This is a genomic window from Blautia caccae (assembly GCF_040095955.1).
GTDB classification, from domain to species: domain Bacteria; phylum Bacillota; class Clostridia; order Lachnospirales; family Lachnospiraceae; genus Blautia; species Blautia celeris.
Genome location: NZ_JBBMFP010000008.1, coordinates 187,915 through 207,129, shown reverse-complemented (window position 1 = coordinate 207,129; position 19,215 = coordinate 187,915). Strand labels below are relative to the sequence as shown.

Annotated in this window: 15 protein-coding genes; 8 read left to right on the top strand and 7 right to left on the bottom strand. The window is 49.5% G+C overall.

The genetic code is table 11. From position 1 onward, the window contains the following. Positions 1 to 28 precede the first annotated feature (28 nt). Positions 29 to 1,069: a threonine aldolase family protein gene (locus WMO65_RS11075; RefSeq protein ID WP_148391940.1), complete on the bottom strand. Its 1,041-nt coding sequence runs from the start codon at positions 1,067 to 1,069 to the stop codon at positions 29 to 31. A 266-nt stretch (positions 1,070 to 1,335) separates the two neighbouring features. Here WMO65_RS11075 and WMO65_RS11070 point away from each other — a divergent pair, with 266 nt between their 5' ends. Continuing rightward, entirely contained in the window at positions 1,336 to 2,523 is a 1,188-nt protein-coding gene (locus WMO65_RS11070) for a MerR family transcriptional regulator (RefSeq protein WP_148391939.1), read from the top strand. Positions 2,524 to 2,743: 220 nt separating this feature from the next. Here WMO65_RS11070 and hisD read toward each other — a convergent pair whose 3' ends face one another. The 3 genes from hisD to nhaC all read right to left on the bottom strand — a co-directional run bounded on the left by hisD (position 2,744) and on the right by nhaC (position 6,453). Continuing rightward, positions 2,744 to 4,009, bottom strand: coding sequence for a histidinol dehydrogenase (hisD, locus tag WMO65_RS11065; protein ID WP_148391938.1), 1,266 nt, complete (start codon positions 4,007 to 4,009; stop codon positions 2,744 to 2,746). Between the two features lie 69 nt (positions 4,010 to 4,078). Then, positions 4,079 to 4,978 (bottom strand): acetamidase/formamidase family protein, encoded by a 900-nt coding sequence (locus WMO65_RS11060; protein ID WP_187370553.1) that lies wholly within the window; start codon positions 4,976 to 4,978, stop codon positions 4,079 to 4,081. A gap of 26 nt (positions 4,979 to 5,004) precedes the next feature. Beyond that, positions 5,005 to 6,453, bottom strand: coding sequence for a Na+/H+ antiporter NhaC (nhaC, locus tag WMO65_RS11055; RefSeq protein ID WP_148391936.1), 1,449 nt, complete (start codon positions 6,451 to 6,453; stop codon positions 5,005 to 5,007). Between the two features lie 444 nt (positions 6,454 to 6,897). Here nhaC and WMO65_RS11050 point away from each other — a divergent pair, with 444 nt between their 5' ends. From WMO65_RS11050 to WMO65_RS11030, 5 genes are all read left to right on the top strand, one after another. Then, positions 6,898 to 8,142, top strand: coding sequence for a GTP-binding protein (locus WMO65_RS11050; protein WP_148391935.1), 1,245 nt, complete (start codon positions 6,898 to 6,900; stop codon positions 8,140 to 8,142). A 30-nt stretch (positions 8,143 to 8,172) separates the two neighbouring features. After that, the gene (locus WMO65_RS11045) at positions 8,173 to 9,123 is read left to right on the top strand and encodes a TIGR03943 family putative permease subunit (RefSeq protein ID WP_148391934.1); all 951 of its coding nucleotides are present in this window, start codon (positions 8,173 to 8,175) and stop codon (positions 9,121 to 9,123) included. A 34-nt stretch (positions 9,124 to 9,157) separates the two neighbouring features. Continuing rightward, on the top strand, positions 9,158 to 9,730 hold the full coding sequence (gene pth, locus WMO65_RS11040) for an aminoacyl-tRNA hydrolase (RefSeq protein ID WP_033144205.1): 573 nt from the start codon (positions 9,158 to 9,160) through the stop codon (positions 9,728 to 9,730). Positions 9,731 to 9,829: 99 nt separating this feature from the next. Next, positions 9,830 to 13,399 (top strand): transcription-repair coupling factor, encoded by a 3,570-nt coding sequence (mfd, locus tag WMO65_RS11035; RefSeq protein ID WP_148391933.1) that lies wholly within the window; start codon positions 9,830 to 9,832, stop codon positions 13,397 to 13,399. 97 nt (positions 13,400 to 13,496) lie between these two features. Continuing rightward, the gene (locus WMO65_RS11030; protein ID WP_243128788.1) at positions 13,497 to 14,732 is read left to right on the top strand and encodes a peptidyl-prolyl cis-trans isomerase; all 1,236 of its coding nucleotides are present in this window, start codon (positions 13,497 to 13,499) and stop codon (positions 14,730 to 14,732) included. 313 nt (positions 14,733 to 15,045) lie between these two features. Here WMO65_RS11030 and WMO65_RS11025 read toward each other — a convergent pair whose 3' ends face one another. Further along, positions 15,046 to 15,936 carry a LysR family transcriptional regulator gene (locus WMO65_RS11025; protein WP_148391932.1) on the bottom strand — a complete coding sequence of 297 codons (891 nt, stop codon included), beginning with the start codon at positions 15,934 to 15,936 and terminating at the stop codon, positions 15,046 to 15,048. A 108-nt stretch (positions 15,937 to 16,044) separates the two neighbouring features. Here WMO65_RS11025 and WMO65_RS11020 point away from each other — a divergent pair, with 108 nt between their 5' ends. Next, positions 16,045 to 16,626, top strand: a complete 582-nt coding sequence (locus WMO65_RS11020) for a chromate transporter (protein ID WP_148391931.1) — start codon at positions 16,045 to 16,047, stop codon at positions 16,624 to 16,626. Beyond that, on the top strand, positions 16,623 to 17,186 hold the full coding sequence (locus WMO65_RS11015; RefSeq protein ID WP_148391930.1) for a chromate transporter: 564 nt from the start codon (positions 16,623 to 16,625) through the stop codon (positions 17,184 to 17,186). The genes WMO65_RS11020 and WMO65_RS11015 overlap by 4 nt, the downstream gene beginning before the upstream one ends. Positions 17,187 to 17,202: 16 nt before the next feature. Here WMO65_RS11015 and WMO65_RS11010 read toward each other — a convergent pair whose 3' ends face one another. Both WMO65_RS11010 and WMO65_RS11005 read right to left on the bottom strand, forming a co-directional pair. Beyond that, positions 17,203 to 18,027: a PocR ligand-binding domain-containing protein gene (locus WMO65_RS11010; RefSeq protein ID WP_187370552.1), complete on the bottom strand. Its 825-nt coding sequence runs from the start codon at positions 18,025 to 18,027 to the stop codon at positions 17,203 to 17,205. 74 nt (positions 18,028 to 18,101) lie between these two features. Beyond that, a complete protein-coding gene (locus tag WMO65_RS11005) occupies positions 18,102 to 19,214 on the bottom strand; it encodes a phosphotransferase enzyme family protein (RefSeq protein ID WP_187370551.1) in 1,113 nt (370 codons plus the stop codon). Position 19,215: the final 1 nt, after the last annotated feature.

Sequence of the window (19,215 nt, the reverse complement as noted above, 5' to 3'; positions counted from 1 at the left end):
GCCTTTACATTAAGTTTAAGTTCAGGTGTTATCTGTTGAATTTGGCTGCCAGATCCTCAAACTCTGAGGCGAAATCCCTGACTGCATCCTCACTGGTTGCCCAGGAAGTACAGAATCTGAGGCAGGTGTGTTCCGGATCGGGTTTGCACTGGAAGGTGGTCAGAAATCTTTCGTTTACCGCTTCCGCCAGAGCATCCGGGAAGATAGGGAATACCTGGTTGGTAGGTGCCGGCGCCAGAAGCGGGATGCCTGCTTTTTCAAACACATCCTTAAGAATCTGTGCCATGGCAACACCTTTGCGTCCAAGCTCCAGATACAGCCCTTCTTTAAAAAGTTCCTCGAACTGAACGCCCATCATCCAGCCCTTTGCAAGGATTGCTCCGTGCTGTTTCATATTGAAGCGGAAATGGTCTTTAAATTCTTCTTTTACAATAACAAGAGCTTCGCCGAACATGGCGCCCACTTTCGTTCCGCCGATGTAGAAGGCGTCACATAGATCCGGCAGGTCCGGGAAGGTCAGGTGTGTCTCCTCTACAGCCAGGGCCATAGCAAGGCGCGCGCCGTCCATGTACAGATACAGGTCGTGGCGTTTGCAGAAGGCATACAGAATTTCCAGCTCTTCTTTGGTGTAAACAGTTCCCACCTCTGTGGGATTGGATATATAAACCAGGCGTGGTTCCACCCAGTGTTCATTTTCATGTAATTTTAAGACAGGACGGATCAGGTCCGGTGTCAGTTTTCCGTCATCCGCGGGAATGGAAAATACCTTATGCCCCGTGGATTCAATAGCCCCGGTCTCGTGAGTGTTGATGTGACCGGTATCGGCACTTAAAACAGCTTCATATGGACGCAGAATATGGGAGATAAAAGTCAGGTTGGTGAGAGTACCTCCGGCGATAAAATGAATGTCCACGCTGTAATCCTCAAGTGCTTCCTGAATCAATTCCCTTGCGTTGTCACTGTGCTCGTCCAGTCCGTATGAATTGTTCTGGTGATAATTGATGGTTTCCAGCGCCCTGAGTATGTTAGGGTGCGCTCCTTCACTGTAATCATTCTGAAAACTATACATGGCAAAAATCCCCTTTTCCTGTATTTCTATCCGCATCCGAAGTCCGTTTTTCAGGCTCCGAATGACATGCTGCTGTTTCAAGCTACATTCTATCACACTTTGCAGGAAAAACAAATCATTTCGTTGAAAATGTCCGTTTTTGTTGATATAATGGGCGCAACGAGCCAAGTGGGAGCTTGCTCACATTTGGCGACTGCAGAAGATTGGGAACGCAGTTCGCAATATAATGGGCGCAGCGATCCGGGTGAGAAGAGAGGTGAGGTTGTATCAAAATAGGTGAGGTTTCAAAATTACTGCATATATCCCAGGATACAATCCGCTACTACATGGAGCTGGGCCTTCTGGTTCCCGGGAGGCATGGGAATCTGTATGATTTCAGTGAGGACAGTATTGAGGACATCCGCTGGATACATAAGCTGAAGAAAATGGGATTTCTGTTGAAAGAAATCCAGAAAGTTTTGTCTCTGAGGCGCACTTCCAACTGGGTAGAACCCCAGGAAATAGCTGAGTACCTGATTCTTCTGGACAAAAAGAAAAAATCTCTGCGTAAGGATATTGAAAATATCGAAGATGAGATTGCACGCATAGAAGAGGAAGAGAAATCCTTCACCATCGAGACCGCAGGGGATAAAGTGCTGGTGGGCGCTCCCCTAAAGGCGTTGGAATACCTGCGCTGTCCTTTCTGCGGAGAAGCATTTGCCGTTGAGCAGGTGCAGATGAACAGCAGATATATTTATAATGGAAAATTGGCCTGTTCCTGCGGATATGCCCTTGAGATCAGGGACGGAATCCTTTTGTCACCCGGCGCGGCAGATGAAGCGGACGGGGGTGCGGATCTGGAGCGGGAAAAATACAAAGACCTTCCCGCATCTGTGGTGACGATGCTGCAGCGAAGCTATAACTTTCTCCTTCATCGTATTTCAGGAATGCAGCTCTATGACAGGGTGGTTATGGAGACGGATATCAATGAATTTTTCTATCTGTATACGCATTTCAGAAAAATAGAGAATCGTGTGCTGTTTATTATTACAGACCGCTACCCACAGGTGCTCAGAATGTACAAAGAGAGGATCGAGTACCTGAAGCTTGACCTTGATATTCTGTATGTTGCCGATGGCAGCGGTAATTATCCTCTGAAAAAGGGAAGCGTGGATCTGCTGATCGACTATTTCAGCTCGAATTACAGAGAAACATGCCATGGGAAATCGATGTCCGGCCGGATGCCGGAATATCTGAAGGAAAACGGCGAGATCATAGGCTGCTATTTCTCCGGAAAAAATGAAGGAAGAATATTTGATAAAAAACAATTCCTTGAGGAAATGAAAGGGAATGGATATGCCCTTATAAAGGAGCGTACCATCGAATGTCCGGTGGAAGTGGGAAAAGGGAACCAGCTTTTGCTGTATGAGGTCAAAGCAGAGGAAAGTACAGCGGCACAAAAGACAGTCACATAAAAGACAGCCACGCAGAAGACAGCAGTACAGAGGACAGCAGTACAGAGGACAGCCACACAGAAGACAGATGCACAAAAAACAGGCCGACGACCGGAAGGGGATTCTTTCGGTCATCGGCCTGTTTGTTTCATCCTGCAAAAAGTTTATGGGATTTTCTATTTAAAATATGGCCGTACTCAGAAAAATTACGGCGTAGACTGAAACTGGAAATCAAGCCTTTTCAGGATTTCAGCCGTATGGCTGCAGCATTGGCATGTCCCGGGAAACCTTCCCCTTCCGCCAGGTGGGAGGCAAGTGCTGCAACCTGATGAGCAGCCTCCTTTGTCAGCCGCTGGGTCGTGCAGACCCTGGAAAAGGTACCGATCCAGACACCGCCGCTGTACCGGGCAGCCTTTCCTGTGGGCAGGGTATGGTTAATGCCGTTTACATAGTCACTGTATACAACAGCAGAATATTTTCCCATAAACAGGGAACCGTAATTCTTAAATTTATCCGTATAGGCCTCTGCACCGGCAAACTGCAGCACCAGATGTTCCGGGGCAAAGGCATTGGCAAGACGGCATGCGTCATCCAGGGAGTCTGCCAGTATAACTTCACCGCAGGTGTTCCAGGAGGCGGATGCAATGTCCTCTGTCTCAAGCTCGGGAAGCTGCTTTTCCACCTGACGGATCACCTCAAGCCCAAGTGTCTTATCTGTGGTGATCAGCCGGGCAATCGCCTGGGAATCATGTTCAGATTCTGAGAGAAGGTCCGCCGCGATGCAGGCAGGGTCTGCCTCCCGGTCAGCGATAACCAGAATTTCACTGGGGCCGGCCAGAAAGTCAATACCGATACGACCGTAACACTGGCGCTTGGCCTCTGTCACATACTGGTTGCCCGGGCCTACGATCATGTCCACAGGTTCTATCTGTTCTGTTCCGCAGGCAAAGGCGGCAATCGCATGGGCACCGCTCAGCGCGTATATTTCACGGATCCCGGCAATATCCATGGCTACCAGGGTGGAAGGGTGGACACTGTCTGTCCCGTTGACGGCAGGCGTGCACATGGCAATTCTTCTCACATCTGCTGTCCGGGCAGTAATGCCCATCATCAGGGCAGTGGAGTACAGCGGATACCCGCCGCCCGGAACATAACAGCAGCAGGAGTCCACCGGAATGATCTTCTGTCCGAGAAAAATGCCCGGAGATATTTCATAATCGGAAAAACCGTGCAGGGAAGCCTTCTGCTTCAGGGCGAAATCCTCCAGACGCTGTGCCGTGGTTTTCAGGTCCTCGATCAATGCAGGGGAAGTAAGATCATAGGCCCGTCGGATTTCCTCCGGGGAAATGCGCAGGCTTGTGCGTGTATTTCCGTCAAATTGTGTATTGTATTCAATCAAAGCTCTGTCTCCCCTTGCGGAGACATCCCTGATAATGGCATGGACTTCGGCTTCCAGATTCTGTTGCTTCTGACGGTCCACAGGCTTTGCTTTTTTCAAATATTCCAAAAAAATCCCTCCCTTGCAGCTGGTTGTTACATCCAGTATACAAGAGAGGGAAATGCTTTGGCAAGCAGATTATTTCTGCCGGTATCCGTATGCCTCCAGATATTTTAGAGGGATGGACATACGCACCGTTTTGTTCGGATTTACAGTCTGGCAGATGGACAGGTCTGCAGCTATGGACTGGAGCATGATCGCCTCATCAGAGGTCAGTTCTGTTTCGGTTACCATGTAATCATGCAGGTACTCCACAGCTTTTGTCCAGGCCTCATCCACTGTTTTGCAGGAGGCAACAGCCATAACCTCTTTGTCAGTGACAACAACAGGGTAAGGTTTCTGATGATCGGGGATCACGGTCAGTTTTAAGGTGACCTCACCTGCGATTTCCACACCGCAGCCTCCGATTTCCCCGTCGCCCATACAGGCATGAAGATCACCCAGAGATAAAAGCGCACCTTCTGCAGCAACAGGGAAATAAATACTGGAACCTGTTTTAATCTGGGTACAGTCCATATTTCCGCCGTGGGAATCAGGTGTATCTGTGGGGATAGCCTGTCCTGCCGGGGCTACGCCGATGACACCGACCATGGGTTTTAAGTCAAGGGAAAGCCTGGGGCTGAAGCCGATCTTTCCGTTTCTTACCGGCAGACGTTTGACGGCAGGGGTTTTCACCAAATGAGCAAGGCAGCCAAATTCAGAATCAATTTCCGTTACGCCTGTGGGGGCGAGGGAGATATCCAGGATCTCTGCTTTCAGGGTATCCCCCGGTTTGGCGCCTTCAACAAAAATGGGGCCTGTGGCGGGGTTTAACTCATCAAAGAGCAGAGAGTCAAAGGAGCTGTCATCTGGGATCAGCCTGTCTTTAAAACAGTCATAGGTATGTACTGTGACGGTTTCACCGTTTTTAACTGTGAGAACAGGAGCGTGCTCTCTGCTCATGGTATAGATCACTTGGTCCCGGTTAAGATTTTTCATAAAGTTCCTCCAGAAAACAAACATTTTTATTCTTTAACAAGGCGTTTTCCCTTCTTTTCCACATACTGGTCAGAAGAAGGGTCATCCTCCAGCTTCATGATGGTCAGCCCTGTAAAGCCAAAGATGGCTGAGACGATAGGGCAGAGGATATTAAAGAAGCAGTAAGGCAGATAGGTCAGTGTGGGCACACCCAGGAAGCCGGACATGGTGGCACCGCAGGTATTCCAGGGGATGAGCGGGGAAGTGACAGTGCCGGCATCCTCCAGTACACGGGAGAGGTTCCTCGGGGCAAGTCCGCGCTTTCGGTATTCATCCTTGAACATTCTGCCCGGAATGGCAATGGCAATGCAATGGTCTCCAAGGAGTACATTGCAGAACAGGGCAGAGATAATGGTGACAAGCACCAGTGAGCCTGTATTTTTGGCAAATTCCAGCAGTTTGTTGGCGATTACGCTCATCATGCCGGTACATTCCAGTATACCGCCGAAGGACAGGGCGCAGATGATAAGGGAAACCGTCCACATCATGCTCATCAGTCCGCCTCTTGTGAGAAGTTCATCTACCATGGCATGGCCTGTCTCAACTACAACACCGTTCTGTACTGCATTGAAAACAATGGATAAATCCTGATGCTGGAAGACAACCCCGCAGATCATACCGAGCACTGTTCCGGCGAAGAGACCGGGGATAGCCGGGACTTTTAGGGCAATCAGGACAATTACAATGACAGGTACCAGGAGCAGCCAGGGGGTAATGTTATAGTTGGCAGCCAGAGCGTCCAGGATTCCGTTGATCTGTCCGTGGTCTAACTCCTGTCCGGCAAAACGGAAACCGATGATGCCGAAGCCCACAATGGAAATACCATAGGCAATGACAGTGGTGTACATCATATGTTTGATATGGTCTGTGAGTTTTGCGCCCGCAATGGCAGCAGCCAGGTTCGTGGTATCGGACAGGGGAGACATTTTATCACCGAAATAGGCACCGGATATAATGGCACCGCCTGCCAGACCGACAGGAATATCCAGTCCCTTTGCGATTCCCACAAGGGCAATGCCGATGGTGCCCACAGTAGCCCAGGAACCGCCTGCAGCAAGGGAGACAATACTGCACAGGATCATACAGGCTACCAGGAAGAAGGCAGGCGTGAGAATCTGCAGCCCGTAGTAAACGAGTGCAGGAACTACACCGCCCACGATCCAGGTTCCAATGGTAGCGCCGATGATGATCAGCAGCAGCACAGCCTGCATGATACTTTTCAGCGATTCAATGGCTCCATCCTCCAGATCCTGCCAGGTGTAACCCAGAAAGACAATGGCAATAAATGCCGTAATGCAGGTACCCAGTATAAGCGGAACCTGAACATCCACCTTCAGCACAGACACAGAAAAAATCAGGATGATGACAGTCAGCACTACCGGTGTCAGAGCCAGGAGCAGGGTAGGCTCTTTCTTCACTTTTTCTTTTACATTCATAAATCTTTTCCTCCATTCTTACTGAAAAACGCTTCAGCTTTTGATGAATTAAGACTATCATAGCCTGTAAAACCAATGTCAACAAGGAAAAAGAAGGATTTCATGGAGTATACTCCATATTTTGTATCAGAGTGTGTCGTAACGGTTCAGCTTGTCTGTACTGTTACAGCGTGTCAGAAAATTGCTCTTTTTCTGGACGAAAAAATCTTGCTAATTTCTATCAACATATGATAATATGATAAGAACGCAAAAGCGTTTTGGACAAATTCATGCACAGCAGGGGCGGAAGTGGTACTTTCGTCCCCTTTTACCGTGTTATGGCCGGGCAGGGAGATGCCGGCCGTGGACGGATATGAAATTGGCTGGATTTACAGGCAGATAATAAGTTTCAGACATACTCAGACACAATATAAATAAAATTAATTTTGAAAGGATGAGACAGAGATGACAAAGATTGACATTTTTTCGGGTTTTTTGGGAGCAGGTAAGACAACTTTGATTAAAAAGCTTCTGAAAGAGGCATACAAAGGCGAGCAGGTAGTGCTCATTGAAAATGAGTTCGGAGAGATTGGTATCGACGGCGGTTTTCTGAAGGAGGCCGGAATTGAGATTCGTGAAATGAATTCCGGTTGTATCTGCTGTTCCCTGGTCGGAGATTTTGGGGAGGCTTTAAAAGAGGTGATTCAGAAGTATGAGCCGGACCGTATTATCATTGAGCCCTCAGGTGTAGGAAAACTTTCCGATGTGATCAAAGCAGTTAAAAAAGTGGAAGGAGAGGTTGACATAAAACTCAACAGCTTCACAACACTTGTGGATGTTATGAAATGCAAAATGTATATGAAGAACTTTGGTGAATTTTTCAGCAATCAGATAGAGTATGCAGGGACTATTATCCTGAGCAGAACGGACAAAGCGGCAGAGGAGAAGGTGATCGCAGCCCTTCAGATAATCCGCGGATTGAATAAGTCGGCTGCAGTTATCACAACACCGATTGAAAAATTATCAGGGGCAAAAATTCTGGATACCATGGAAAATAACCGTTCTCTGGAAAAAGAGCTTCTGGAAGAGGAAGTATGCCCGGTATGCGGCGGACACCATGAGCATCATCATGAAGAGGAATGCGGTCATGAGCATCACCATGGAGAGGAATGTGGTCATGAGCATCACCATGGAGAGGAATGCGGTCATGAGCATCACCATGGAGAGGAATGTGATCATGACCATCACCATGGAGAGGAATGCAGTCATGACCATCATCACGGAGAGGAATGCGGCCACAGCCATCACCATGATGAGGAATGCGGCCACGGCCATCACCATGAAGAGGGATGTGATCACGACCACCACCACACCGAATCCTGCGGCTGCGGTCACACCCATGACCACCATGACCATCATCACCATCACGCAGACGAAGTTTTCACCAGCTGGGGACGCGAGACAGCCAAAACTTACACAGAAGAAGAAATCCATGCTATTCTGGAAGCACTGTCAGACGATGAGGAATACGGCATGATCCTTCGTGCAAAAGGAATGGTAGAAGGCAAAAACGGAAGCTGGATTTATTTTGACATGGTACCGGGCGAGGCAGATGTGCGCGAAGGTTCACCGGAATATACGGGCAGGATCTGTGTGATTGGTTCCAAGCTCAAAGAAAGCAGTCTGGAAAAACTTTTTAAACTGGCATAAGAACAAGCTCTAGGGAAAGGACGTGGAAAAATGGATGAAATTACAGTACCTATTTATCTCATGGCAGGATTTTTGGAGAGCGGCAAGACCTCTTTCCTGAATTTTACCATTGAACAGGATTATTTTCAGATAGACGGCCCCACACTTTTGATCTTCTGTGAGGAAGGTGAGGAGGAGTTTGACAAACAGGCATTAAAAAAGAGCAGGACTTCTGTGGAAATCCTGGACAACCCCGAGGAACTGACGCCGGAGCGTCTTGTGGCATACGATGCATTTTACAATCCGGCCCGCATTATTATTGAATACAACGGCATGTGGCAGCTGAGTAAACTGGAAGAGATGGATATGCCAAAGGGCTGGGGAATCGTCCAGCACATTGTGACGGTGGATGCCAGCACCTTCCAGGTGTATATGAACAACATGAAATCCCTTTTTGTGGAAATGATAAGAAATGCGGACATGGTTCTTTTTAACCGCTGCGAGCAGGGGATGCCGCTGGCAACCTTCCGCAGAAGTGTGAAAGTAGTGAATCAGGCAGCAGAGATCATCTTCGAGGATGAGGAAGGCGAGATTGAAAATATTTTTGAAGATGAAATGCCTTTTGACGTAAACGCAGATATTATTGAGATCATGGACGAGGATTACGGTATCTGGTTCATTGACGCCATGGACCATCCGGAAACCTACAAAGGGAAAAAGGTTTCTTTCACAGGCATGGTTTTAAAATCCAGAGAATTTGCGAAAGATATGTTTGTGCCCGGCCGTATGGCTATGACCTGCTGTGCGGATGATACCACATTTATCGGCTATGTCTGCAAAAGCCCGGAAGCACGTTCTTTAAGAACAGGAAAATGGGTGAAGGTCGTGGCAGAAGTGGATTATGAGTATATGGACTTCTACAATAAAGAGGGTCCTGTGCTCACCGCAGTATCCGTGGAACAGACAGAGCCGCTGAAAGAAGAACTGGTATATTTCAACTAAAAAAGCGAGGAAATAACTAAGGAGAACCAACCACATGTATTTAATTGCAGGACTTGGAAACCCGGGAAAACAGTATGAGAGAACCCGCCACAATATGGGGTTTGATACCGTGGACGAGCTGGTTGACCGGCATCGGATTCCCGGATCAGGCATCCAGCACAAGGCAATGTACGGCAAAGGGATGATCGCCGGTGAAAAAGTGATACTGGCAAAGCCCCTTACCTATATGAACCTGAGCGGTGATTCTGTACGGGAGTTCATCAATTACTATAAAATAGACCCGGAGACAGAGCTGATCGTCATTTACGATGACATAGATTTGGAGCCGGGACAGATACGCATCCGGAAAAAAGGCAGCGCCGGAGGGCATAATGGAATGAAAAGCATTATCGCACAGCTCGGCACCCAGAATTTTTACCGTATCAAGGTGGGTGTGGGCGCAAAACCGGCAGGCTGGGATCTGGCTGATTATGTGCTGGGCCGCTTTTCCACCCAGGAGAGGGAGGAAGTGGATAAAGCCATCGGGGAGGCTGCGGATGCAGTGGAAGTGATACTCAGTGAAGGCATAGATGCTGCCATGAACAAATATAATGCAAAAAAGAAGTAATGATTCAGTCAAATGGATTACAGCGGGTATCCGCCTATGAAAACCGTTTTGCGGCGGGGCGGATATCTGCACATAAATGCCGGGTAACAGGAGAGGGATATGCAAGCAGTCATACAGCCACTTTTAAATTTAAATGAATATCAGGAAATCAGAAGCCGCCTTCCAAAGAACAGGGGTGTTCTGCAGCTGTCCGGCTGCATTGAATCCCAGAAAGCCCATGTGATGTACGGCCTGTTTGAGGGCATGAGGCAGGACGGGAAGCGAGACAATACCAATTGTCTCATCATTGCCGAAAATGACCTGAAGGCAAAAGAACTCTATGAGGATTACCGTTTTTACGACAAAGAGGTGCTTCTCTACCCTGCAAAGGATCTGATTTTCTTCCAGGCAGATATCCACGGAAATCTGCTGACGAAACAGAGGATGCAGGTGATCGCAGCCCTTCTGCAGAAGAAAGGTGTGACCGTCATCACCAGTATGGGCGGCTGTATGGATTATCTGCTGCCGCTGTCCGTCATTGAGCAGCACGTGCTGCATTTTAAAAATGACAGTGTGCTGGACCTTCAAAAGCTGAAAAAAGATCTGATCAACATGGGATTTGAGTACAGCGCCCAGGTGGAAGCGCCGGGACAGTTTGCCATCCGCGGCGGTATTGTGGACCTGTTTCTTCTCACGGAGGAAAACCCTATTCGAATAGAATTGTGGGGCGATGAGATTGATTCTATCCGAAGCTTTGAGACAGAGAGCCAGCGCTCCATAGAAAATCTGGAGGAGATCACCATCTATCCCGCGGCGGAAATGGTGCTGACCCAGGAGGTACTGGAAAAGGGCTTAAAGGCCATTGAGAAGGAAAAGAATACATCTGTGAGAAAGCTCCGGGAGGCATTTCTCACAGAGGAGGCAGGCAGACTTAAAAACACGGTGGAGGAAGCGGTAAATGCCATGAAGGAGTTCGAGGACTTTGCGGCAGCAGAACACTTTATCCGTTATTTTTATAAGGAGCCTGTGACATTTCTGGACTATTTTGATGAGGATAATACCCTTGTATTCCTGGATGAGACAAACCGTCTTCTGGAAAAAGGGGAGGCTGTGGAGACAGAATTTCGGGAGAGCATGAAGAACCGCCTGGAAAAAGGCTACCTCCTTGCCGGTCAGACAGACCTGCTGTGCGGATGGAAAAAGGTGGTCTACCGTCTGAACCGGAAAAACTGTGTATCCGTCTGTACCATGGAGCAGCAGAAAGCAGACTGGGAAATAAACGGACAGTACCGCACAGTCACAAAATCTGTGAATTCCTATAACAACAGCTTTGAGCTGCTGGTTAAAGATTTGAAATACTGGAAGAAGAACGGCTACCAGGTGCTTCTCCTCTCCGGTTCCAGGACAAGGGCCCAGAGGCTTGCCCAGGACCTTCAGGAACAGGAACTCAACAGTTTTTACACGGAGGACATGGACAGAACCATATCCCCGGGCGAGATCATGACTGCCTACGGCCACGCAAAGCGCGGATTTGAATACCCGCTGATCAAATTTGTCCTGATCACCGAAACCGATATTTTCGGGCAGGAGAAGAAAAAGCGCAGGAAGAAGACTGAGTACAGCGGAAAGAAGATCCAGAGCTTTTCCGAACTGAATGTGGGCGACTATGTAGTCCATGAAAACCATGGCCTTGGTATTTACCGCGGCATTGAGAAGGTCACGGTAGACAAAATCGTCAAGGATTATATTAAGATCGAATACTCCGGCAGGAGCAATCTTTACATTCTGGCAACCCAGCTTGATATGCTGCAGAAATACGCCGGAGCGGATGCGAAAGCGCCGAAACTCAACAAACTGGGCGGTCAGGAGTGGAAGAAGACAAAGACAAGGGTAAGAGGCGCTGTAAAGAACATTGCCAAGGATCTGGTGGCGCTCTACGCTGCCAGACAGTCCCAGAACGGCTATCAGTACGGGCCTGACACAGTGTGGCAGAAGGAATTTGAGGAGATGTTTCCCTTTGAGGAGACGGAAGACCAGCTAAATGCCATTGATGCTGCAAAACACGATATGGAGAGCAGGAAGATCATGGACCGCCTGGTCTGCGGCGACGTGGGATACGGCAAGACAGAAATCGCCATCCGGGCAGCTTTCAAAGCCGTGCAGGAGAGCAAACAGGTAGTGTATCTTGTCCCCACAACCATTCTGGCACAGCAGCACTACAACACTTTTATCCAGAGAATGAAGGATTTTCCGGTCCGTGTGGACCTGCTCTGCCGTTTTAAAACACCGGCGGAGCAGAAGAAGACCATAACAGATCTGCAGAAGGGATTGGTGGACATTGTTATCGGCACCCACCGTCTTCTCTCAAAAGACGTAAAATACAAAGACCTGGGCCTTCTCATCGTGGATGAGGAGCAGCGATTTGGCGTGACCCATAAGGAGAAGATCAAAAGTCTGAAGGAAAATGTGGATGTTCTCACGCTGACAGCTACTCCTATTCCGAGAACCCTGCACATGAGCCTGATCGGTATCCGTGACATGAGCGTATTGGAGGAGGCCCCCATGGACAGAACTCCCATACAGACCTATGTCATGGAGTACAATGAGGAGATGGTCCGGGAAGCTGTCAGCCGGGAAATCGCCCGGGGCGGCCAGGTCTATTACGTTTATAACCGGGTCAATGACATAGATGAGATCACCAACCGGGTAGCAAAGCTGGTCCCGGAGGCAAATGTGGCATTTGCCCATGGACAGATGCACGAGCATCAATTGGAGAAGATCATGTATGGTTTTATCAACGGTGAGATTGATGTGCTTGTCTCCACCACCATCATTGAGACGGGTCTGGACATCTCCAATGCCAATACCATGATCATCCACGATGCGGACCAGATGGGCCTGTCCCAGCTCTATCAGCTCAGGGGCCGCGTGGGCCGTTCCAACCGCACCGCCTACGCATTCCTCATGTATAAGAGGAACAAAATGCTCAAGGAAGTGGCGGAAAAACGCCTTCATGCCATCCGTGAGTTCACGGATCTGGGAAGCGGCTTCAAGATCGCCATGCGTGATCTGGAGATCCGCGGTGCCGGAAACTTACTGGGCGCGGAGCAGCACGGCCATATGGAGGCAGTGGGATATGACCTTTACTGCAAGATGCTGAGTGAGGCGGTAAAGGAGGCAAAAGGAATCAAACAGCAGGAGGACTTCGAGACAACCATCGACCTGGATATGGATGCCTTCATCCCTCCCCGCTACATTCCAAACGAATACCAGAAGCTGGACATATACAAACGCATTGCCGGCATAGAGAACCAGGAGGAGTACGAGGATATGCTGGAGGAGCTCATGGACCGTTTCGGGGAGCCGCCGAAATCCGTACAGAACCTGCTGGCGATCGCCAATCTGAAGGCCCTTGCTCACAAAGTCTATGTGCGTGAGATCAAACAGAACGGCACAGAGGTGAAAATTTCCATGTTTGAGCGTGCAGAACTGGACGCTTCAGGATTCCCGGCTATTCTGGAAAAATATAAGAACAACATGACCATGCGTATGGAAGGCCAGCCATATTTCCTGGTATCTTTAAAGGGCCGCAGGCCAAAAGAGATTCTGGACGCTATGGAAATATTGTCCGGTATTCTCCACGAATTTGAGGGGATTTTACAGGAAAAAGAGGAAAATCCCTTGCCCTGAACGGAAAAAAAGCTTATACTATAAAGCGTCGGCGCACCCTATGGCCGATGCTTTATCTCATACCCCTTGGGGAAACAGGAAAACACAGGAGGACTTTATGAATAAATTTACAAAAACTCTCGCCTGCGCGGGACTTGTAGTGGTTCTGGGAACCACAAGCCTTGCTGGCTGCGGGAAATCACTGGACGGAACGAAAATAGCTGCTACCTGCGGTGATGATAAAATAACTCTGGGAACGGCCAATATGATGCTTCGCATGACACAGGCACAGATGGCCTCATACTATTCCATGTTCGGCGGCTCCACGGCCGGAATCTGGGATCAGGAAGGCGAGGACGGCAAAACTTACGGTGAAAACACCAAAGACGACATGATGGACCAGATACATAACATGGTACTCTTAAAACAGCATGCCAAGGACTATGACGTGACCATCACAGAGGACGAGCAGAAAAAAATCGAAGAGGCAGCCAAGAAATTCATGGATGACAACGATGCAGAAACCATTGCCAAACTGGCTGTCAGCCAGTCTGATATTGAAACCATCCTGGAGTTCTACACCTACCAGGAAAAAATGTACGACCCCATGACTGCTGATGTGGACACCAATGTGGAGGATTCCGAAGCTGCACAGAGCAAAATAACCGTCTGCCAGATATCCACAGCCGGAACCCAGGATGAGGAAGGCAAAACCGTGGAACTGACCGACGAAGAAAAACAGGCCAAAAAAGACCAGGCTCAGGCCGTCCTTGACAAAATCAATGCCCAGGAAGACCCGGCAGCCGCAGATATGGATGCCCTTGCCAAAGAGGTGGACGAGAACCTGACTGCATCCACCAAAACCTTCGGCAGCGACGACACTGCCCTGGACGATAAACTCAAGGAAGCCGTTAAGTACCTGACCGACGGACAGGTAGCCCCTGAAGTCATTGAAGGCGAGGACGCCTACTATGTTGCCCGCATGGATGCCACCTTCGACGAGGACGCCACTCAGTCCAAAAAAGAAAGCATCATCACCGAGCGCAAACAGGAAGCCTACAATGACCTCCTGAAAGAGTGGGGCAAAGACACCAAAATAGACGTAGACAAAAAAGTCTGGAAAAAAGTAACCTTAACTGATTCCGACTCCTACACCTTCAAACAGCCCGAAACCACCGACACAGGTGACACCGGAGCCGCTGACACCGGCGACACCAACACAGGAGATACCGGAGCTGCTGACACCGGCGACACCAATACAGGCGATACCGGAGCCGCTGACACCGGCGACACCAATACAGGCGATACCGGAGCCTCTGACACTGACAACACCGACGCAGCAAACGCCGAGTAACACTATCTTTAAATACCGGGTAATCACTATCCACCGAATAACTAAAACTGCAGGGTCCAGCCAACCAACTGAACCCCTGCAGTTTTTTTACTCCAGCCGCATCCAAAGTCAGGTAAAAGAGGCGCGGGGCCGGGGGCGGGAAAGCATTCCAGGCAGGCGAGGCTAAGCGGAGAGAGGCGAAGATCCACCGTCAGCAGTCACTTAATGAGGAGGCCTCTGCCGACGAATTTAGTGAATGCTAGGCGGTTAGCTGAGCCGCTCGGAGCCTCGAGCAGGCCTGGAATGCTTTCCCGCCCCCGGCCCCGCGCCTCTTTTACCGTCCCTTTTGCCCTCCCTTTTCCACAGCCATATCCATAAACCTCCTCCCCCCATCCGTCAAAAACTTATTCCTATGCCATACCACATAATGCACCCTCTCAAACCCCTCATCCTCAATCTCCCTCTTACAAACCCTTCCCTCCGATATTTCCCTCTCCACCAGCATCTCCGGCAGCACTGCCACACCAATCCCTTTCTGCACCCCTTTAATGATCGCCTGCGTACTGGCGCTCTCCCAGAGAGGCTCCGGCGTCATCCCTCTCACTGCAAACACATGGTCCACCAGTGTCCTGCCCACGCTCCCCTTCTCCCTTGCAAGAAGATCATACTCCTTTAAATCCCTTACAAACACCTTCTCTTTAACCGCCAGCTCATGCCCCACAGGCACAATGAGCACCAGCCTGTCCTCTGAGAAAGCCCGTGTCTCCAGCTCAGGCTCGGAAATCCCCCCTTCGATCAGGGCAAGATCCAGCTCATTATTCAGCAGCCCTCTCTGCAGGTTCCCCGCATTGGAGATCATCACCTTAACCTTCATGTCCGGCCGCTCCCTGCAAAATGCACTTACCAGATCAGGCAGAAAAAAATTCCCGAGGGAAATGCTTGCCCCCACCCGCAGCACACCAAACGCGTCCCCGTTCAGCAGTCCCTTTTCCAACCTATCAAAGGACTCCACAATATGAAGTGCCTGTGCATAGAACTGCCGCCCGGCTTCCGTTACGAACAGCCTTCTGTTCATTCGGTCAAATAATCGTACCCCGTAATGCTGTTCGATCTCCTGGATCGTTCTCGTAACAGCAGGCTGTGTCATGTGAAGGTTTTTCGCTGCCTGCGTGATATTTTCCAGCCGGTAAACCTCCAGAAAAATCTTCATATGTCTTATCGTCATGTTTTTCCTCCGATTCATAACTAAAATGATATTATATCAATAAAATAATAGCATTTTACATATTGATACACAAGGGATATGATGAAGAAAAGGAGGCATTATAAGGAAATGGAAAAGACAGAGACAAAGAAAAAATATCTGCTGCTGAAGTTGTTTTTCAGTACTCTGTATATCAGCAGTTTTACATTTGGCGGGGGATTTGTAATTGTCACATTTATGAAGAGAAAGTTTGTGGATGAACTCCACTGGATAGATGAGCAGGAAATGCTGGATCTGGCGGCGCTTGCCCAGTCCTCACCGGGGGCCATTGCCGTAAACGCCGCTATTTTAGTGGGCTGGCGTGTGTGCGGGTTTGCCGGGATGCTGACAGCGGTGCTGGGGACCATTCTTCCGCCCATGCTCATCCTGTCCGTTATATCATTCTTCTATGCAGCATTTGCCAGCAATGTGTATGTGGCATTGGTGTTAAAGGGGATGCAGGCAGGTGTTGCCGCAGTGATCCTCGATGTGGTATGCGGATTGGGGAGCAATGTGTTCAAAGAAAAAAGCGGACTCAGCATTGCCATTATGGCAGCGGCCTTTGCAGCTACTTTCTTCTTTGACGTGAATGTCATTTATATCATTCTGACTGCCGGTATCATTGGGGCCGGAAAGGCATTTTGGATATACAGAAAGGGGAAGACAGCATGATCTATATAAAGTTGTTTTTAAGCTTTCTTCAGGTGGGAATGTTCAGTGTGGGCGGCGGCTATGCGGCAATGCCCCTGATTCAGAATCAGGTGGTGGAGGCGCATAAATGGCTGACCATGGGTGAGTTTACAGATCTGATCACCATAGCGGAAATGACTCCCGGCCCTATAGCTGTCAATTCTGCCACATTTGTGGGAATCCGGATAGCCGGCTGGCAGGGGGCTGTCATCGCCACCTTTGGCTGCATTCTGCCATCCTGTCTGATCGTATCCCTGCTGGCCTGCATTTATTACAAATACAAAGGCGTATCTGCCATGCAGTCTGTACTGGCCTGTCTGAGACCGGCTGTGGTGGCCCTCATTGCGGCGGCAGGTATCTCCATACTGCGCGTGGTGCTTTTCGCGGGCTCAGGGATCAGCCTGCAAGCAGTCAACTGGGTCGGGGCGGGATTGTTTCTGGCAGCTTTTGCGGTGCTGCGAAAACTGAAATGGAATCCCATTTTGGTCATGAGCCTGTGCGGCGTCCTGAATCTGTGTATTGGGATCATAAGCGGAATGTGATGGAAACACAGGCCGATTATATCGTTTCCTTTTTCCTGTACTGCATGGGTGTCATCCCATAGGTCCGGCAGAAGGCCCGGGTAAAATAGTTCTGGTCCCCATAGCCGCAGGAAAACGCGATTTCTCCGATGCTGAGGGACGTACCCCGGAGGAGTCTGCATCCGTTTTCCAGACGTACCTGGCAGATATAGTCATGGATGGAAATGTGATAGGTTTCCCTGAATTTCCTGGTCAGGGAGGCCCGGCTGCAGAAAAACTGGCGGCAAAGGTCATCAATGGTGAGTTTCTGGTCATAGTGCTTTTGGATGTAGTTGTGCACTTCACTGACAAGCTCATTTTTAGACAGATTCATACGGTTGCTGAGTGTAATGTACTGGGCACAGACTTCCATGATGGTTACCAGAGAGTCAATAGTCCCCTGTTCCCGGACAGGAATGCCGGCAATGGCCTCCTCAAGGGCATTGGCATCGGTTACAAGGGGAAGGGCCATCTCATAAGGCGTCCGGTCTGCATCCGGTCCGGCCTCCAGCGTCTGTCCCATCATCAGATAACCGGTGAGGGTGCCGAAGCTGTACAGAGGGGCAACAGCCTCATAAAGTCCGAAATGACATTTATAGATATGGAGTTTTTCCTGTTCGCGCACACGTCCAAAGGCCATGGTATCATGTTCCACGCAGAGGCGTTTTCCCTCCGGATGCTTCTGGATCAGACCGCAGAAGCATCCCAGTTCCCTGGGATAGGCGGCAATTTCCCGGAAATTCGTATCATAAATGCTGATGCGGAAACCGGATATGTGATATAGCTCTTTAAGTATACGTTCAATAGACAGGGACTGCTCCATATGTTTTCTCCTTTGCATAAAAAAACTGGTGTAAAATCGGATTGTCCGTATCTTACGCCAGTTTTTTCTATTAGTCAAGTTCTGTTTACATATTTAGCCACGATTTTCTTCATTTCCTCCATCTTCCGTTCCATATCCGCCACAAGCGTGATCTGTGTCCTGCAGCGGTCCAGGTTGTGATGCTCCCTGTGGATGCGGAAATAGGTATCTCCGTTCAGATAATCTGTCAGGAAACGCATTCCGCACTCCAGGGTCAGAAGTTTGGCGGAGAACGGGAGAAGGCGGATCTCCTCATCTGTCAGGGATGCACCTGCCTCGGAGAGAAAACCGGCTGTGTAAGCCTCGAAGAGACCGAGATCCATAGAGACAAGAGAAAGATTCTGTTCATCCTCGTCAGCGGTGCTTGCGCCGAAACGGATGCTGTCACCGAAATCATAGAGCACGGAACCGGGCATAACGGTATCCAGGTCGATGACGCAGATTCCCTCGTCGGTATCATTGTCCATCATAATGTTATTTAATTTGGTGTCATTGTGGGTAACGCGCAGGGGAAGGCGTCCTTCCTTAATGGCGTCTACCACAACAGCACCGTCCGCCTTCCGGTCCAGGAAAAACCGGATCTCTTTTTCTACGGAGGCGGCCCGGCCTGCTTTATCTTCTGCCACTGCTTTTTCAAAGAGCTCATATCGGTTCACGGTATTGTGGAAATCCGCAATGGTCTCATGCAGCGTATCAGCCGGATAGTCAGCCAGCAGCTTCTGGAAATGTCCGAATGCTTTTGCCGCGTTGGTGAAGAGTACCGGACGGTTCACGGACTGGTGGCAGGCAGCATTTTCAATGAAAAGATAGCTTCTCCAGAATCCGCCGTCACTGTCCTCGTAGAGGAGCTTCCCGTCACGCGTGGGGACAAGTGTCAGTGTCTCACGCTGAGGGTCACCGCCCTGCTCCTGTATTTTTTTCCGGAGGTGGGAGGTGACGCCCTGGATATTCTCCATCAGGCCCTGAGGGTCCGTAAAAATAGTGGTGTTGACTGCCTGCAGAATGTAACGCACGGGAGGTTTTGTCTCCCGTCGGAAATACACGGCATAGGTGGCGTTAATATGTCCGCATCCAAATGGCTCCGCGTAGATAAAGTCTCCGTCAAAGAGGAAAGCTTTTACAATTTCGTTTTTGATCTTATCCAGCATT

Excerpts from the sequence above, each read along its gene's own strand:
- WMO65_RS11075 (WP_148391940.1), bottom strand. The coding sequence starts at position 1,069 with ATGTATAGTTTTCAGAATGATTACAGTGAAGGAGCGCACCCTAACATA.
- WMO65_RS11060 (WP_187370553.1), bottom strand. The coding sequence starts at position 4,978 with ATGAAAAATCTTAACCGGGACCAAGTGATCTATACCATGAGCAGAGAG.
- nhaC (WP_148391936.1), bottom strand. The coding sequence starts at position 6,453 with ATGAATGTAAAAGAAAAAGTGAAGAAAGAGCCTACCCTGCTCCTGGCT.
- WMO65_RS11050 (WP_148391935.1), top strand. The coding sequence starts at position 6,898 with ATGACAAAGATTGACATTTTTTCGGGTTTTTTGGGAGCAGGTAAGACA.
- WMO65_RS11045 (WP_148391934.1), top strand. The coding sequence starts at position 8,173 with ATGGATGAAATTACAGTACCTATTTATCTCATGGCAGGATTTTTGGAG.
- pth (WP_033144205.1), top strand. The coding sequence starts at position 9,158 with ATGTATTTAATTGCAGGACTTGGAAACCCGGGAAAACAGTATGAGAGA.
- mfd (WP_148391933.1), top strand. The coding sequence starts at position 9,830 with ATGCAAGCAGTCATACAGCCACTTTTAAATTTAAATGAATATCAGGAA.
- WMO65_RS11030 (WP_243128788.1), top strand. The coding sequence starts at position 13,497 with ATGAATAAATTTACAAAAACTCTCGCCTGCGCGGGACTTGTAGTGGTT.
- WMO65_RS11025 (WP_148391932.1), bottom strand. The coding sequence starts at position 15,936 with ATGACGATAAGACATATGAAGATTTTTCTGGAGGTTTACCGGCTGGAA.
- WMO65_RS11020 (WP_148391931.1), top strand. The coding sequence starts at position 16,045 with ATGGAAAAGACAGAGACAAAGAAAAAATATCTGCTGCTGAAGTTGTTT.
- WMO65_RS11015 (WP_148391930.1), top strand. The coding sequence starts at position 16,623 with ATGATCTATATAAAGTTGTTTTTAAGCTTTCTTCAGGTGGGAATGTTC.
- WMO65_RS11010 (WP_187370552.1), bottom strand. The coding sequence starts at position 18,027 with ATGGAGCAGTCCCTGTCTATTGAACGTATACTTAAAGAGCTATATCAC.
- WMO65_RS11005 (WP_187370551.1), bottom strand. The coding sequence starts at position 19,214 with ATGCTGGATAAGATCAAAAACGAAATTGTAAAAGCTTTCCTCTTTGAC.